At 42.4% G+C, this 17,185-nt stretch carries 12 protein-coding genes; 8 read left to right on the top strand and 4 right to left on the bottom strand.

Going from position 1 to position 17,185, the window contains the following annotated elements; all coding sequences use genetic code 11:
• Nucleotides 1–42: 42 nt before the first annotated feature.
• Genes ADH67_RS02590 through ADH67_RS02600 form a run of 3 tightly spaced genes read right to left on the bottom strand, consistent with a single transcriptional unit; the run spans nt 43 to nt 3,874 of the window.
• Nucleotides 43–1,455, bottom strand: coding sequence for an FAD-dependent oxidoreductase (locus ADH67_RS02590; protein WP_066591344.1), 1,413 nt, complete (start codon nt 1,453–1,455; stop codon nt 43–45).
• A complete protein-coding gene (locus ADH67_RS02595; RefSeq protein WP_066591345.1) occupies nt 1,452–2,084 on the bottom strand; it encodes a response regulator transcription factor in 633 nt (210 codons plus the stop codon). Before ADH67_RS02595 ends, ADH67_RS02590 begins: the two co-directional genes overlap by 4 nt.
• Nucleotides 2,081–3,874 carry a sensor histidine kinase gene (locus tag ADH67_RS02600; RefSeq protein WP_066591346.1) on the bottom strand — a complete coding sequence of 598 codons (1,794 nt, stop codon included), beginning with the start codon at nt 3,872–3,874 and terminating at the stop codon, nt 2,081–2,083. The genes ADH67_RS02595 and ADH67_RS02600 overlap by 4 nt, the downstream gene beginning before the upstream one ends.
• A gap of 891 nt (nt 3,875–4,765) precedes the next feature.
• On the opposite strand from ADH67_RS02600, the gene ADH67_RS02610 reads away from it, so the two are divergent.
• The 6 genes from ADH67_RS02610 (at nt 4,766) to ADH67_RS02635 (ending at nt 12,214) form a co-directional block, all read left to right on the top strand.
• On the top strand, nt 4,766–6,562 hold the full coding sequence (locus ADH67_RS02610; RefSeq protein WP_084081426.1) for an ATP-binding protein: 1,797 nt from the start codon (nt 4,766–4,768) through the stop codon (nt 6,560–6,562).
• Nucleotides 6,559–7,179 carry a response regulator transcription factor gene (locus tag ADH67_RS02615; protein WP_066591352.1) on the top strand — a complete coding sequence of 207 codons (621 nt, stop codon included), beginning with the start codon at nt 6,559–6,561 and terminating at the stop codon, nt 7,177–7,179. The genes ADH67_RS02610 and ADH67_RS02615 overlap by 4 nt, the downstream gene beginning before the upstream one ends.
• Nucleotides 7,176–8,621: an FAD-dependent oxidoreductase gene (locus tag ADH67_RS02620; protein WP_066591356.1), complete on the top strand. Its 1,446-nt coding sequence runs from the start codon at nt 7,176–7,178 to the stop codon at nt 8,619–8,621. Before ADH67_RS02615 ends, ADH67_RS02620 begins: the two co-directional genes overlap by 4 nt.
• Nucleotides 8,622–8,716: 95 nt before the next feature.
• On the top strand, nt 8,717–10,204 hold the full coding sequence (locus ADH67_RS02625) for an FAD-dependent oxidoreductase (RefSeq protein WP_066591358.1): 1,488 nt from the start codon (nt 8,717–8,719) through the stop codon (nt 10,202–10,204).
• A gap of 217 nt (nt 10,205–10,421) precedes the next feature.
• Nucleotides 10,422–11,594, top strand: coding sequence for an AAA family ATPase (locus ADH67_RS02630; RefSeq protein ID WP_236578608.1), 1,173 nt, complete (start codon nt 10,422–10,424; stop codon nt 11,592–11,594).
• A 323-nt stretch (nt 11,595–11,917) separates the two neighbouring features.
• Nucleotides 11,918–12,214 (top strand): addiction module antidote protein, encoded by a 297-nt coding sequence (locus ADH67_RS02635; protein WP_066591362.1) that lies wholly within the window; start codon nt 11,918–11,920, stop codon nt 12,212–12,214.
• Between the two features lie 243 nt (nt 12,215–12,457).
• Here the strand turns inward: ADH67_RS02635 and ADH67_RS02640 are convergent, their stop codons facing one another.
• Nucleotides 12,458–13,531, bottom strand: coding sequence for a LysR family transcriptional regulator (locus ADH67_RS02640; RefSeq protein ID WP_158212614.1), 1,074 nt, complete (start codon nt 13,529–13,531; stop codon nt 12,458–12,460).
• 104 nt (nt 13,532–13,635) lie between these two features.
• Between ADH67_RS02640 and ADH67_RS02645 the strand changes: the two genes are divergently transcribed.
• A complete protein-coding gene (locus tag ADH67_RS02645; RefSeq protein WP_066591367.1) occupies nt 13,636–15,108 on the top strand; it encodes an FAD-dependent oxidoreductase in 1,473 nt (490 codons plus the stop codon).
• Between the two features lie 190 nt (nt 15,109–15,298).
• Nucleotides 15,299–17,098 (top strand): IS1634 family transposase, encoded by a 1,800-nt coding sequence (locus tag ADH67_RS02655; RefSeq protein ID WP_066591215.1) that lies wholly within the window; start codon nt 15,299–15,301, stop codon nt 17,096–17,098.
• Nucleotides 17,099–17,185 lie beyond the last annotated feature (87 nt).

Consider the following 17,185-nt stretch of genomic DNA (forward strand, 5'->3'; position numbering starts at 1 on the left):
GCTTTTCTTCCGTTGACACCTCATGTGGTATTGATTTTTGAATTAGTTTGTGCTAATAGCTGATTCTGCTGCGATCATTCCATAAGTTAATGCATCACAAATGCCGTTGCCGCCGATTCGATTGTTTCCGTGAATTCCTCCGGTGCATTCTCCTGCCGCATAAAGACCAGAAATAACTTCTCCTTGCGCGTCAAGACATTGCGCCCTTGAATTGATTTTCAGGCCGCCCATGGTGTAATGAATTGACATGGAGGTTCGAGCCGCCCAGAAAGGCGGCTGGATAATCGGGTGATTGACGGTACCTTCAATAGCTTTATTGTAGGCGTTGACTGCGTTTTTTAGATTTTCCCCGGGAACACCCATTTTTAAAGCCAGCTCGTCAAGAGTTTCACCTTTAAAGGCGTCTCCTGTTTCAATTCCTCGAATGGCATCCCTTCTCATCAGAAGGTCATAGGATTCAAAACCATCGTTGTCGATGACGGAAAAACACATTTTTCCGGGTTGCGCGAGCACAGCTTCTTTAAGGAGATCTCGTCTGGCGCCTTCATCAGTAAATCGATTGCCTTCGGAATTGACTAAGATGAAGCGGGAGACATCATTATGAAATCTGACTCGTATTTTGCCTGTCGGATGGACGCCCGGCAGACATTGGATATTTTCCATCTGGATGAGTTCGCATCCGACTTTCTCGGCTGCTAATAAAAGCTCTCCTGTTGAACCGGGTCCCGTGTTATGGGTTAGATGGGATAGGCGTGGGTCATATTTTGTGACGAGGTCTGGATTAGAGCCGAATCCTCCTCCGGAAAGAATAACGGCATTCTTGACCCGAAGAGTGACCAGTTTGTTGTTTGCGTCAAGATACTGCAGTCCCGAGAGTCTCCCGCTTTTGTCGCGAATGAGTGCGGTTACTTGACAGTTTTTTCTAATTTCCGCTCCTCGTTCCATAGCTTTTTCACTGAGCGTATTGATGTAGCCAAGTCCGTTGGGAAGGCTTGGGATATGACATCTTGGAAAGTGAGAGCCATAGATTTCAATGACGGAATTCTGAAATTGGACACCTTGGGACTCAATCCATTTCAACATTCTCGGAGCATTTCTAACCAGAGTTCGGATAAGTTCCGGATCTCCTCGACAATCTCCTTTAACGTAAATGTCTTGAAAGTGTTTTTCCTCACTGTCGATAATCTGAAGAGGTGTTTGTCTTTTCGGATCAACTACTCCCAAGTAGCCGCCGCTAATTAAGGTGTTGCCGCCGATTTTGCTCTGCTTTTCCAGAACAATGATTTTTCCCTTATAAAGTTCGGAGGCACGGGCGGCCGCTGCCAGTCCTGCTCCTCCGGCACCGACAATGACGATGCCTGCTTCTTCTGTTCTATTGAAGAAAGAGGCAAAGGAAGAAGCGGGAAGGAAGGGAGAGACTGCGCCTAATGCGTAAAGGAACTTTCTTCTAATCATTTCACGGAATCCTTTCCGATTTGACGTAAAAAATCGGTGAGTTCAACGATAGTCCGAACCTGAAGTTTTTCTAAGATGGAAGAACGGTATTTCTTAACGGAGTTCTCAGAAATATCTAAGTCAATGGCAATGACTTTATTGGCTGTTCCGTTTGCAACCATCGGAGCTATATCTTTTTCCCGTTCTGTCAATTGTTCGTATAGTTCCAGCATATTGTCATGCTCGATATTCTTTTGTCGGGAAAGAATATTCTTCTCAACTGCATTCTTGACAGCTTCCTGAAGTCTTTCGTCATTAGCCGGCTTAACTAAAAAATCTACTGCTCCTTTCTTTAAGGCGGATACCGCCATATCAATATCGCCGTGGCCGGTTAAGAATATGATCGGCAGATCAATATTCTTTTCCATCATTAATGACTGAAGTTCCATTCCGTTGAGTCCGGGCATACGGATATCCAAAATGATGCATCCTGGTCTTTCCGAGTCATCTTTAGAGAGAAATTCTTCAGCAGAAAGATATTGTGCTGTTTGCCAGCCTTCCATTCTCAACAGAAAGCTTTCGCTTCCCAGGACCATCTCGTCATCATCGATAAGACGTATTAACGGTGTGAGCTTTTTATAGGTTTTCATTTTTGTTGCTTGGGAAAAGTTATAAAGATCTGAAGGCCTTGAAGTTCAAGCTGTTCAAAATCGATTCTGGCTCGGTATTTTTCAGCGATGGCCAGGATAATGCTGAGTCCTAGTCCAAGCCCGTCCGGTTTCACGGATTCTTGGAGAGCAGATTTCATTTTTTCTAATTGCTCGGAGGAAATTCGAGGACCGTTATCCTTTACCGATACGATTGCTTGAGTCTCCGAATTTTCGACGGTGCATATGATACTTCCGTTCTCACCTAATGATTCTGCTGCTTCGGCGGCATTCTTAAGCAGATTGAATATGAGTAATTCAATTTCTAAAGGATCGGCTTCGATCTGCGGATTTGAATTGAGATTAGAGGAAATCTTAAGCTGGCTCGGTGCAAAAGCCTTGATGGAATCAATTGCTTTTTGGGCGCAATCTTTGAGCGAAATAACAGAGAGCTGATCTTTCGAGGACTTGCTGTAGCTTCTGACTTTTTCGACGATATCTCCAGCGCGTCTGATCCCGCGGTCTATTTCTCTGACTGCCTCGTGAAGGATCTCATCCGAATTATTGGTCTTGCTTAGGTATTTTGAGAGACCTTTAGCGTAGTTGGCAACTGAAGAAATGGGCTGTTTAAGTTCATGAGCAAGAACTGAAGATATTTGAGAGACCATGCCTCTTTTCTCTAATTGCGTTAACCTTTTCAGCCGTTTCTTGGCAATTTCTGACATGGCATCACGCTGGGAAATAGCAGTGCGAAGTTCTTCCGTGCGTTTGAACACCAATTGGTTGACACGAATGATATGGAAAAGCAGTCCGCAGATAAGCAGAAATACCAGAAACAGCTCTTTTTGAAAGCGTTTCGCTAAGGCTAGCAGAGAGACTTCCTTGTCGGAGTAAGGACCCAGTTTTAAATTTTCAAACAGCTTTTGAACGCCAAGAAAGTCACTGGCAATGCTCCAATCTGATTTGGTTAATTCTTTCGGCATTGTAAGGAGTGAGATCGTGAGAGTTCTTACTATCTCCGGCTCTGCCTTCGGGAAAGATGAAAAGACAACGTCCGGAAATAACTCTGTAGATGTTTTACATGCAAAATCCGTTGGTTTGAGTCCTATTAACTTGAAGTTGTCAGGATTAATGCGCCGATTCTTTGCCAATTGTTCAAATTCGCAGGTCGGAATAATAGCGACATCCGCCTTGTGGCTTAACAAGTAACTCAATGGTCCAGGGGAACTGTAATTGGTAAAAAGAATCTCTGAAAAGAACTTTTCTGTGTTGAAGCCATGGGAAGTAATTTCATGAAGGCCGCTGAGCCAACCGGCTAAAGCAGAACTCTCATAGGAAACCGCTTTTCTCCCCAAGAGAGAACCGACATCATTTCCTGGAAAGTTTTTGGTTGTCACAAAAAGAGAGCCGACGGAACGTGATGGATTCTTAGAAAACTCCGGTTTCCGAGTAACGATTTGTCTTAGTCCCGTTGGAAGCATATGAGCCGCAAAGAAACCGCTGGGAGATATAAGAAAATCAAATGGCTTTTTGTTTAAGTCTTCGGGTGAAATATTGAGATTAATTTCTTCAGTAGAAAATCGAATTTCCGGGTGTTTTTTGCGCAGGTATTCCATGGTTGGGCCGAAACAGTCCAAATAGAAGAAAGGATCCTCTAGTTGAACTACTCCTATTTTGACATGCTGTTTACTTACAGCGTCAGAAGGGCGAGCTTCAGAACAGACCAAGACAGTGCTGCAGAGGATAGCAGCCGCAAAAAACATCAATTTTCTCAGAAAAGCGTCTGGAAGCATCTTGTTGTCTACGGATTTTAGTCTTGGGAATTGTGGTTAAGTCCATGACTATAAGTGTAGTGGAGGTTCCATGAACAGATATAGCCTTATTGGAATAATTCCGTAGAGTCCGGTAGGTTTTACGGAAATCAATTGGTTAGAGTGATTTCCTTGTTTCTTCTTTTGTCAATCAAAGTTTTTTACCTATATTGTTAATACACAAATAAATAAAGTTTGCTTTTAAATGCGCCATTCAAAAAAATGGCATTTTTGCCAACTTTTTGGAATGAGAGGTTTTACAGGGAAGCGCTAAAAAAATTTTGCGGGTTAATCTCGAAAATCTCTATCAAAAAGACAGGCGGTTATTTGATTTAGCTGGTGTGCTTTGGATTAAACCCAGCTCGTTTTTCCATTGATTAGGTTTCTATAGCGTCTCGAGAAGATGGAGTTTTCCTCTTTGAGAATGAATCTCCAGAAGCTCTGAAATTTCTTCTATAAAAGAATTTTCATCCAAAGTTAACTAATTTTTCTTTTATAAAAGAAAAATTAACTATGCTCATCGTAACATTTCACCGCAACTTCGATTCCTTTTTCATTTCTGATTTTCTAGTGCCTTTTTGGGCTTCAGTCAGTAATGGAGCTCCTCTTCTTAGCAAGAAACCTTTCTCCAGACCAATCCTCTTCTCTTCACTAATGAAAAACTTTTCGAAGGGATCTGGTTTTTGAGGTTCAATTTTTTCTATAGAGTTTCTTTCAAGAGGCCGGAGGTTCAATCTCCTTGTCTGTGCGTCATCTTAAAAATAAAGGGTTCCTAGCAGCTATTTGTTTTTTGACAATCGAAGGACCGTTACAATAAGCTCAACACTCAAACCCAAATTCCTTAATCCAACCTTACGCGCTCATACTATCGGGATGCCAAGTAAAAATAGAACAACAGACAGAGCATGTCTTTGGAAGCAGCCTATTGTTTCCTTTCTTTTGTTGTTTTTTGTTTGTCCAGTAAACGCCGTTACTGTAGATGCCCAAGTGGTCGATGAGGATAAAAGTATCGTCGAGACGATTGCAACGACCTTAGACCATTTGCGGGAAGAAATTTCTCAAGAGTACTTTGAATTACGTTATCTTAGCCGAGAGGAGTTGATTGGGAGGAAGGATAATCCGGCTTTCTTTTTTATCACCGATGCTGCTACTTTTGCGTCCTTGATTGACTATGGAGCCTGGGCTGTAGGTGCAATGAAAAATCCTCTTGCTATTGATTCCTCCCATACAAGCGGTGCGGCTTTTGTTGCGCGAAAGGAGCGTTCAGACATAACTTCTTTAATGGACATCAAGGACAAAACGATTATAGGAATGTCCCAAGCAGCCTCTTTAAGCACTCTCATAGGCTTAAAAGAGCTTCAAAGATTGTTTGGATCCTCTTTTAGTCCAAATGATGTTAAATACACTGGCGCACCGGTTGAAAAAGTTATTCATCAAATAATTGCCGGAAAAGGGGATGTGGGGATAGTTGATGCCTGTCTTCTGGAAAGAATGGAGAAAGATGGTAACATTCCTCAAGGAGCCTTAAAGGTTATTAGTGCGAAAGACAGTAAAGATCTTAAGTGCAAACATTCAACTGAGTTGTATCCCGGATGGGTTTTAGCGGCTTCAAAGCCGTCTAATCTATTAACCGCAAAAGAAAGAGACTTAATTCTTCAAGTGACTTCTGCTCTCCAAACCGTCCCCAAGCTTCCGGGCTTAATGGAGTGGACGGAACCCGCAGATAATTCAGTTGTCATGACTCTGCTAAATGATGTTGAAGAACAAAATAAGGGCAAAGAGCACTGGGAAAATTTTTTGAGAAAGTATTTCCCTTGGTTTATAGGGTTCCTGGGTTTTCTTGTCCTTATACTTGTCCATAGTTTTTACGTTTCTTGGTTAGTAAGAAAAAGAACCTCCCAATTAACTGCTTCTATGAAAAAAGCTCATGATTTACAGCAGGAAGTTAATTCGGAGCAAGAAAAAATTTCATCTATGGAACGAGCTGGCATAGCGGCCCAGCTCTCAAGCCTTATTGCTCATGAACTGCAGCAGCCCTTGAATGCTATTACAAATTTTTCACGCGGTTTGCGTATCAGGGAGGAAAGAGGAAATCTCAGGGAAGATGTGCTCAGAGAGACTCTCATTAAAATCACTGAACAAAGCGAGACAGCGGCTAAAATTGTGGGCAAAGTAAGAAACTATGCTAAACAAAGACAAAGTGAACATAAGATTCTGGGAGTCCTTTCTCAGCTAAAAGCTTCCATACAAAAATTCCAACAAATTAAAGGAAAAGAAATTCCGATTGTGCTTTCGGGTAAAGAAGAGTACCTGGTTGAAGCCGATGCTATGGAACTGGATTTGGTTTTTTATAACTTGCTAAAAAATGCCTGGGAAGCGTGTAAGGATCAGAATGAACCTCAAATCAATATTAATGTTTCAGCCTCAGGCCGGAATGTCTTTATTCGCTTTACTGATAACGGTCCTAGAGTAAATCAGGGGCTGGTAGAGTCCATGTTTGTTCCGGGAATTTCTACGAAATCAGATGGGTTGGGTTTGGGCTTGTCTATATGCAGAGGACTAGCGGAAGCCCATGGCGGAAACCTTAAAGCTTTTCTTGATGAAGAGAATCGTCTCGTGATGGAGTTAGAACTCCCTAAAATTTCGGAAATCAAAGAGAGAGGAGAATGACCTTGGGAGAATGTATATACATCGTCGATGATAATGAGATGACCTCACAATCCTTGGCTTTCTTTTGCGAATCTTTGGGATATGAAACCAAAGTTTGGAATGATCCTGAAGAATTCTTAGAGACGTACCCGACTTTGGATAAGATAGGCTGCATTGTTTTAGACGTACGCATGCCTAAAAAAAACGGGTTGGAAGTATTTGCGGAGTTAAAGGAACAAAAAAATAAATTGCCAGTGATTTTTCTTACCGGCCATGGAGAGGTTCGGATGGCGGTTCATGCATTGAAAGACGGAGCGTTTGATTTCTTATTAAAGTCGCCGGAAGAAAAAGAGTTGATTGACGTTATCGAAAGAGCTTTGCGCCTGTCTTCGGATTTAAAGTTCAAAGACGACCAAATGGCCTACGATCAAAAGCGGTTTGATTCGTTAACCGAAAGAGAAAAAGATGTCGTGGTACTCGTCGGTAAAGGAATGATGAATAAGAATATTGCCGATGTTCTTCAAATATCTGAAAAGACAGTTCAGCAGCACAGAGGGTCGGCTTGCCGAAAGTTAAACCTGATAAATGCTGTTGAGATAGCTGATTTTTTAAGGAAATTAAAAGGAAATCAACGATGATGTTTTCCAGAAAGGATTTTCTTAAGAGACTGCTTCTTTTGATCGCTTTTCCCTTGTTTAGCTCTGTGGCTAAGGCCGAAAATCAACCAAACCCTCGGGAAGAAGATTTTGACGTCATCGTTATTGGGTCGGGAGCTGCTGGTTTGACTGCGGCTATTTTTGCGGCAAAGAAAGGAGCCCGAGTCGCAGTTCTAGAAAAAATGGCCGTAATAGGAGGAAATACTTTAATCTCCAGCGGAATTTTGAATGCTCCTGATCCCCAGCGTCAAAAGAAGCAAGGGATATCGGATTCGGAAGAGCTGTTTTATGAACAGTCTCTCCAAGCGGGTCAAAATAAATCAGATCCCGAACTATTAAAGACTCTTGTTCAGAATGCCAAGCCGACGCTTGATTGGCTGGAAAGCATAGGCGTTAAATTTAAAAAGAGAGTTTTTCAGGTTTACGGCGGCCTTTGGCCAAGGAGTCACTATCCCTCTATTTCTCACGGAAGAGGATACGTTGCTGCTCTTTCTGAAGAATGTCGGAAACTAAACATTCCTATCATTACTAATGCACAAGTGACGGAGATAGTAAAGGACGGCGACAAAGTGGTAGGTGTAAAAACGCTCCACAAAGGAAAAGAAGAGACATTCTTTGCAAAGAAGGCCGTAATTATTGCAAGCGGAGGTTTTACTGCCAATCTTGAGATGTGTTCTGCATTAGATCCGAGATTGGCGGGCATGAAATACACAGGAAGTCCGAGTGCAACGGGAGAAATGCTGAAAATCGCTCAGCAAGCTGGGGCTAAGTTAGCCGGACTTGAGGATATCCAATGTAATTTAGGGCCCGACATCGGATACGTACATCGGTCTGGTTTTCATTTGGACGTTACCAGACATATTCTCGTCAACAACCAGGGTGAACGCTTCGTGGCGGAGGATGATACTCGAGATCACATAAGAGATGCGGTACTCAGTCAACCCGATAAGGTGGTCTTTTCCGTAGTGGATAAGGAAGGTTTTCAAAACTTAAGTTCTTTATTTCAACAGGCAGGTATCTTGGGCGAAAGAGAAGGTGAGCATTTTTCTGCTGGCACTCTTGAGGAATTAGCACAAAAAATGAAAGTGCCGGTTGATAATCTTTTGAAGTCAGTTCGCCTTTACAACGAAGCTGTTGATACTAAAAAGGATAGCTTTGGGAGAGAGAGCTGGATGCTGGTACAAAAGATTCAGAATCCTCCTTTTTATGCTGCTCGGGTGAAGATGGCAGTTCACTACACCATGGGAGGAATAGCTATCAATCCACAGGCCCAAGTGTTAGATACTTCTAATCATCCGATCCCAGGACTGTATGCGGCAGGAGAGGTAACCACCGGAGTGCATGGGACCAACAGAGTTGGAGGAAACGGGCTGCTCGATGCTTTCGTATTTGGAAGAATTGCCGGTGAAATGGCTGCACGATAATAACCATCCGATATTCATCTGATATGGAGGGAAACCCGCTCTAGTTATCATTTTCATAACAAGTCCGTTTTATGAACCTCAAAAAAGGAGATGTTATGAGTAAGTTAACTCTTTCAAGACGCGGTTTGCTTTCTGCTGGTGTAGTGCTTTCCGTTTCTCCGATTGTTTCCGGTGCAAATGCGCAAGAAAAGAAAACAGGTCTGGTGCCTGAAAAGTGGGATTTGACAACCGAGGTTTTGGTTGTTGGTTCAGGTGGTGCCGGATTAGCTTCTGCAGTCTCTGCTGCTGAAGCTGGGGCCAAAGTAACAGTCATAGAAAAATTAGCCTTTGTTGGCGGTAATACTATGATTTCCAGCGGTTACTTTAATGCTGTTGACCCGGAACGCCAGAAGAAACAAGGCATTGAAGATAGCATTGAAAAGCATATTCAGCAGACTTTGGCTGGCGGCGATGGAAGGGCGGATCCCGAATTAGTGAGAATTCTCTGTACCAATGCACTTGGAACATTGCATTGGCTCGAAGGAATGGGACTTAAATTCCGTCCAGACGTGATGCAAGTTTATGGGGCACTTTGGCCGCGCTCACATTTGGCAACTGAACCTAAAGGAACTGGCTTTATTCGCGTTCTCTCTGATAAGTGCAAAGCTCTTGGCGTTGACATTCTCACCGGAACAAAATTAGAAAAGATCATCCGTGAAAACTTTGATGAAGGCAGAGCTCTGGGGGTTCTTGCAATAAGAAATGGTAAACCTTTCTACATCAGAGCAACTAAAGGTATTGTATTGGCAGCTGGCGGATTTGCAGCAAATCCAAAACTTCGTGCATTGCATGATCCACGCATGTTAACGTTGACTACAACTAATAATAGTGCCTGTTCAACCGGAGAAGTGATGCTGGCCGCTAACGAGGCTGGAGCCTATCTCCTTGGCTTGGACTACATCCAGTGCAACCCTGGCTGCCCTCCGGGACATACTTCCCGGCAGGCTCTCCATCTTGACGTGGCTCGCTATATTTTCGTGGATAAGAGAGGTAAGAGATTTGTCTCCGAAGATGCCCGCAGAGATGTCCTTCGAGATGCCATTCTTAATCTTCCGGAAAAATTCGGCTATGCCATTGTCGATAGTGACGGATTTAATAGCTACAACCAAATTGTTCGTGATGATGCAATGAAAGGCCTGAAGACAGGAGATGCTTTCACCGCTGATACTTTGGATGAACTGGCTAAGAAAATGGATGTTCCTGCAGATCAGCTCAAGAAGACAGTGGCTGAATACAATGCCATGGTGGATAAGCAGAAGGATCCTGACTTCGGAAAAGCTCCTAGAAATTTGACGCATAAGATTGGAAAGGCTCCTTATTGGGCAGCATTGTCCAGTATGGCGGTTCACCATACTATGGGCGGTGTGAGAATCGATCCGGAAACTAGAGTGCTTGATAGACAAGGCAACGTAATTCCTGGTCTTTATGCCGCCGGAGAAATTACAGGTGGTATTCACGGAACCAATCGTCTTGGCGGAAATGCTATCGCTGATATCTTTACTTTCGGAAGAATTGCGGGAAATTCCGCGGCAAAACAAAAGTAATTAATTTTTAAGTAGAAATATAGGGTTGCCCAGCAGTGGACAGCCCTTCTTTTTTGAAGACCATAATCTTTTACAGTGCCAGCTTTATTTCTGCTGTCAGGTTGTAATCTATGTGTGGAGCAACGCTGATTGTTCCTCTCAATATTTCTTTGTACGCTTTACCCCGTACTTTTATAATAGGAGTGAAACGTAAGGAACCTCCATGAAAACTAACCTGATGAAACGCTTGCCTCTTGGCACATCCTCATTTGCGAAGTTAAGAGGGGTAGGACAGATCTATGTTGACAAAACCGATAAGGTTTATGATTTGGCAAGCCAGGTTGGAAATTTTTTCCTTGCTCGGCCGAGACGATTTGGCAAGTCCTTATTAATTTCTACGTTCGAATCCTTATTCAAGTACGGGCTGAGAGACTTCGAAGGTTTAAAAATTTCGAAGCTTTGGAAGGATGAAAAGAAATATCAGGTCGTCCGGTTGGATTTTTCAGAAATAAAAAACTTTTCCTCAATTCAAAAGTTTAATGCTGAGTTGGATTCTCTCTTAATAGGCAATTTCTCATCAGTTGGATTTTCTTACACGGAAAGTAAAACTATTCTTTGTTCTACTCAAATTTCGACTTGGTTGAAGACTCTACCGAGCTGTTCTCTTGTACTGTTAATAGATGAATATGATGCGCCGTTGTCAGCGTGTTTGGATGAGCCTAAGCTGTTTGAGAAGGTGCGGCAAAAACTTTCTGAGTTCTATTCGGTTATCAAGGCTAACGATGCGGCTTTCAGGTTCTTATTTATAACCGGCTTAACCACTTTCAATAAGATGACTGTATTTTCCGATCTGAATAACTTATCGGACATTTCGCTGTCACCGGTGTTTGGTTCCTTGCTAGGTTATACACATGAAGAGGTGCAAGACTATTTTTCTGAGTATCTGTCATGTGCGTCTAAAAAGCTTGGAATTGAGAAAGAAAAGCTTTTTAAAGAATTGACGGAGCACTACGATGGCTTTTGTTTTGAGGAAACGGCAAAACAAAAAGTATTTGCTCCATGGTCATTACTGCATTTTTTCTTTGCTCCGGAACGAGGTTTGAAGGATTATTGGTTAGAAGGTCTCGGTAAACCAACCGTTATAGTTAAATTTCTAAACTCTCACGCACTTAGACGGGCCGAGGATTATGACGGTGGAAAATCTATTGCTTTAAGTACCTTGAGCGAACCTTCGGATATTGAGAATTTGTCGGATGTTGAGCTTCTAACACAAACAGGATATCTGACGCTGAAAAGAATACAAGGAACTACTGTCTATGTCGGCTATCCGAACCTTGAAGTAAGAGCAGCGGTGGCTCAGCTCTATCAAGAACAAACGTTAAAAGAAAAGCTGGTAGATGGCACAAGATAGTACACAGTTATCTTTTCCAGAAAAATTTTTTGCGCATCCAATCATTGGCCCTCTGATAAGGCTCGGTTTCCTCAAAGATCTTGTCCATCACGTACAAGACAATTATGAAGTGAAGATAGGTCTTACAAATTAGATCTCTTGGAGAAGGTGTTTCTGAAACAAAAATTGATTTTGGGTACGGTTACCGTATTTATTACACTATACGCATGAATGTGGTTGTTATTCTTTTGTGCGGAGGCAACAAAAAACTCAACAAAGAGATATTGATATGGCAAAGAACCTTGGAAAATCTTCCTGAGGAATTTGACTAAGGAGCAACAATAATGACAACTAAACTTGGTAAAGAGCTCTATATTCAAGATTACCTTATCAATCGAGAAACGGATCTAGGTGCCTTTTACATGGCTTGTATTCAAGAAGATCCCGGTGATGGCTCTCTGGTAGGAAGATGCCTTTATGAGCTGGTTAAAGCCAAAGGTATGACAGTTCTCGCCAAAGAAACAGGCTTGATTCGCCAATGCCTTTACAAGCCTTTGAGACCTGATGGTCGTCTCACATTTGAGACTATTTTTCGAATTAGCAGAGCATTGCAGGTTAAACCGCCAATTGCGACGAAATAAATTAATTTTTTCTCCTAAGAAAAAGAGAAGCTCTACGAGCCGGAGACGTGACAGGTCATCTTGCTTACCAAAGATAGGGAGAAGAAGCTAATAGAAGCGGAATTCCAAATGGTGGAACGAGGTTACGGCTCATCCGAAGACCGTCTTGAATTGAAACGAATGGCAGCAGTATTTTCTGTAGAAAAACGAGAATTCGTTAAATGGTCGGAAGTGGTATAGACCTATGGAGTCTGCGAAAATAGTTTAAGAAATATCTTGATACAGATCAAAGGAATAGGCTTCCCTAGGGACAGATAGTTCCCGATAAATGCTTGTCCATCTTCTCCTAGCTTCTCCTGCTTCATTGGCTTTGAACCATTTGATGAATGTTTGAAGTTCTGGCCACTCTGAATTGTCTTTGCGGGAGACCAAGTTTCGAATCCACGGTTTTCTTCTCCAACCTTTTAAAACGGGAACGAGTTCTCCTGAGAGAAGTTCCTTTTCAATGAAACTGAGAGGTAAATCCACTGCGATTCCGGTACCGGTTTTGGCGCCAATATATCCATTTTGATCTCCTACGTAGACTTTTTCTATCTTCCCGGGACTATTGACTTTGTTAAGGCTTAGAATTTTGCCGTTATTTAATTGTTCATACCAGTGACCCGAAAACAAGTCGTATGTTTGATTCTTGAAGTAGAGAGCTTCTGCCTCGGGATAAAACTCTTTTCTTTTTAGTAATAACGTATGCCCTTCTTCTTTTAAGTCCGTGACTTTTTTGGGCTCACCTCTTTTGGCAAGGTACTCTGGGGAAGCAACCAATAGGTTAAGGCAAGCTCCAATAGTGCGTACTTCAAGATTGTCCTCTTCCGGAATGTAGGGAACGATAGCTACATCAACTTCTCCGGTAAGGACAGCTTTATGGGCCCGATCAGGGATTACCTCGACTTTAATATCAGGGTAGAGAAGAGAGAATTCTTCTATTTGAGCAAGAATAGGATGACTGAGGGAGCTTGTGGTCAGGCTGAATCGAATAGTCCTTTTTTCCGTCTTTTGTGCTTGTTCAGCAGAGGCATACAGCTCATCCGTAAGTCTAATAATCCTTCTAATCAGCGGTAGGTGACTGACTGTAAAGTAAGAGAGCTGAACTGGTTTTTTACTTCTATTAAGTAGGGCCACCCCTAACTCTTTTTCTAAACCGGAAAGAAGTCTGGATACAGTAGTGGGCTCGCAGTCGTTTTCAATGCAGGCATTGGTCAAAGAACCGGTGCGAGCAATACTTTCTAATATTTTGAGCAGGAAAAGATTGTGTTTGTAGGAAGTCTTTTGCTGGATTTTCATCTTTTCTAACCTGTAAATCTGCAGGATAAGCTGCATTCATCTTGTTGTTTCGTTAATCCTAGCAGACTATTCTGGAATTCAATTTACCAAAGGAGACAAAAGCTATGCAAAGAAGAACTTTCATACAACTCTGCTCTGGGCTTTCAATCGCAGCCTTTTCTTACTCTCCCTTATTAGCAATAGCTGGAGAAACTAAAACCGGAGTTTTAGTTTTGGGAGGCGGAATGGCTGGACTGTGCGCCGCCATTTCTGCAAAACAGAACGGAGCCAAAGAAGTCACGTTAGTTGAGAAGGGCGGTTTTCTGGGAGGTCACTCAATTCTCTCTGGCTCGGGCTATTGGATCGGCGGAACAAAAATTCAAGAAAAAGCCGGAATAGACGACTCTGTAGAAATCAACTGGGAGGATTCTCTGGAAAGAGGACTGAAACTGAATCGCTTCTTGAAACGGAATCCCGAAGTTGCTCGGCAAGTATATGAAAAAGGACCAAAAGATTTGGATTGGCTGGAGAGTTTGGGCGTTAAATTTACTGATCAGCCGGCTCAAGCTATCGGAAACAGAAAACGTGTTCATTATTTTGCTCCAGGTTATAGAGTAGGCTCTCCGCAAGCAATTAAGAGTCTTCAAAAGAAAGCTGAAGAATTGGGAGTAAATATTGTTGTTAATACTAAGTTAGTCTCTTTGATTACTGACAGTGATAAGAGGGATGCTGCGGTAGTAGGAGCGATTCTAGAAAAAAGAGGAGGTGAAAAATTTGCTCTTTATGCTAAGAACGGAGTAGTGTTGGCGACCGGAGGTTTTGCGAACGGCCCTGAAATGGTTGAGAAGTATCATCCTTACCTCAAAGGCGTTAAATCCCACGGTTCAAAACTTAATGTCGGAGAAGGCATTAAGGCTGCTGTAGCGATCGGTGCCAATGTTATCGTGGAACATTATGGATTCGGTATGAATATGCTTTTTGTTGGTACACATAGCAATGTTTCTATCGGTCAGCCGCTTGTTGAAGTTCCTTTGATCGTGGTTAATAAGGAAGGCGAAAGATTCCAGGATGAGACACGCGGATACTTGGCGGTCAACCATAAGATGGTAGAGAAGAAGTTCAAACTTGCTTATTGGATCTTGGATTCGAAGTCCGTTGATAAATATAAAGATACAAGTTTAAAAATCTGGTTTGAAAAGCAGAAAGTTAATAAATATTCAACGACAAAAGAATTGGCTGAAGCCGAGGGAATTTCCTACAAAAATTTGGAAAAAACCATAAGGATTTATAACGAGGATGTTGCTAAAGGAAAAGATAGTGAGTATGGAAGAACTAAATTATTGCAGACCATAGATACGGCGCCTTATTACGCCTTTGAGTGTGAACCTCAGATCTATACTTCCTATTCAGGCCTTGAAATTAATAAGAAAGCACAAGTTCTTAATGAGGCTGGCGTTCCGATTAAGGGGCTCTATGCTGCAGGAGACGTAACAGGTCACCTGGCTTATCAGTCAGGTTTGGGCGGCGGCGGAATCTCAGGCCTGGTAATGGCAACTGTCTATGGCAAAATTGCCGGAGAAGAAGCTGCTAAAAATTAATTCAATGATCTAACTAAAGGTCGGCGAGCATTTTTGTGGCCGGCCTCCCGAGTTTGACACCTATTTTTGCAGATGAGACCAGACGCGCTCTGGGTTCCTCTGCAAAAAAATTTACCGTCTTTGTAGCGTAAAAGTAGCGTGTTTTAAAAAATTCAGGTATAATATCCTTACAGTAGTCGGAGTCGGAAAAATGCCTTTGCATGTTTCAGTGGTTAAAGTTAAAAATCATCAATACATCCGTGTCTATTCGAGTTATCGAAATGAAAAAGGACAACCTCGTTCTCGAATAATTGAAAACCACGGCAGACTTGATGCCGCTTTAGAAAAAGATCCTCAGTATGTGGAAAGACTCAAAGAACGCATTGCTAAGGAGAATGCTCTAGAAGCTCAGAACAAATCTCTGGAACTTGAAAATCAAGCCAAAAGAAGAATGGATAAGTTGGCTGATTCTGCTAAAGGTCTTAACGAGAAACCGGGCAATTTCAAGAGCCTCAATGTTGGCTCGGCTCTTATAAGGAAGGTGTGGTTAGATTTAAAAATGCCGGAGATGTTCCGCCATCTTCAAAAAGGCAGAAAAATCCAATATCCCTATGACCAGACTGCTTACCTTCTGACTGAGCAGAGGTTCTTAAATCCCTCAAGTAAGTTGAAAAGCTTTAATAACCGTGCTCATAGCATCATTGATCACGGCCAAGTCGATCATCTTGAAGATTTGTATAAAGTTCTCGATGTGCTTCAAGAAGATAAGAAAACCATCGTCAGACATTTAAATAAAGAAATCCAGAAAAGAACAAAAAGGACTGTCACGGCTGCCTTTTACGATGTGACCACCTACAGTTTTGAGAGCCACAGTGTCTCTGAATACAAGGATTTCGGTCTAAGCAAAGATCATAAGGTTAACGAGGTTCAGGTCGTGCTTGGACTTGTTATGGATGAGAACGGCATCCCCATTGACTATGAACTCCTTGCAGGCAACACCAGTGAATTCGGGACGATGGTGCCGTTGATTAAGAAAATAAAAAATACCTATCATCTCAAACAGCTGATTGTGGTTGCTGACCGTGGCTTGAATTGTGCTGAGAACCTATTTGCTCTCAAAGAAATTGGCTGCGACTTCGTTATTGCTCAGAAGTTTAAAAACTCTGCGGCGCAAATAAAGACTCAAATTCTGGATCCCGACAACTGGGAGGAGTTTATTTGCAAAGACGACGGAGAGGTTAAGTGTCAATATAAAACACTGAATGTGACTCAGGAACTGCACGAGAGGAAAGAAAGTCCGACTACTCATCGCCGGTACCGGGGCCCAAAGGTTCTAGGCACCATGGAACTAAATTGGATCGTCTCTTACAGCCCGGCAAGAGCGGCTAAAGATAAGGCCGATAGAGACAGAGCCATTGAGAAGGCAAAGAAGGCGGTCGATGATCCAAACAGACTTCGAAGCTGCGGGTATAAATCCCTTATTACGATCCCTAAAGGGACCGGTTCTCCTCGTATAAATTGGGACAAAATTGAAGAACAGGCCAAGTGGGACGGTTATTACGTTATTTGTACGAATCTTGAAATTTCGCCTCATGAAGCAACCAGTATTTATCGAAAACTCTGGCAAATTGAAGATTGTTTTAGAGTCTCAAAAACTCATCTGGAAACACGTCAGTGCTTCGTGTGGACGGATCCTCACATTTATGGACACTTCCTTAGTTGTTTTATAAGCCTGGTCATTGAAAAATACATGCTCTTCATGCTTAAAAGGGAGTTAGGCAAAGAAGAAATCACACACGACAAGATGCTTGAGAGCATCAAAACCGCCAGTGTTGTTTACGATGATATTAACCCTCAGGTGCCTCTTTATTTAAGACTGTATGAGGCTGGGTTGTTCGACCGAATGTCCACCGTATTTGGGCTGGACGCTCTCAATCGAGTGGAAACTCCGTCTTCTCTAAGAAGGAAATTACATTTGCCGATTGCAAAAACTTTAGCTACACAGACGTAATTTTTATAAAGTCTGGGAACCTCGATGGAGCCTAGGTTCCCGCAGATTTCTTGATGAATCTGGTGTCAAAGTCGGGAATATTCAACG

This window comes from Turicimonas muris, from assembly GCF_002221595.1.
GTDB lineage: Bacteria > Pseudomonadota > Gammaproteobacteria > Burkholderiales > Burkholderiaceae_F > Turicimonas > Turicimonas muris.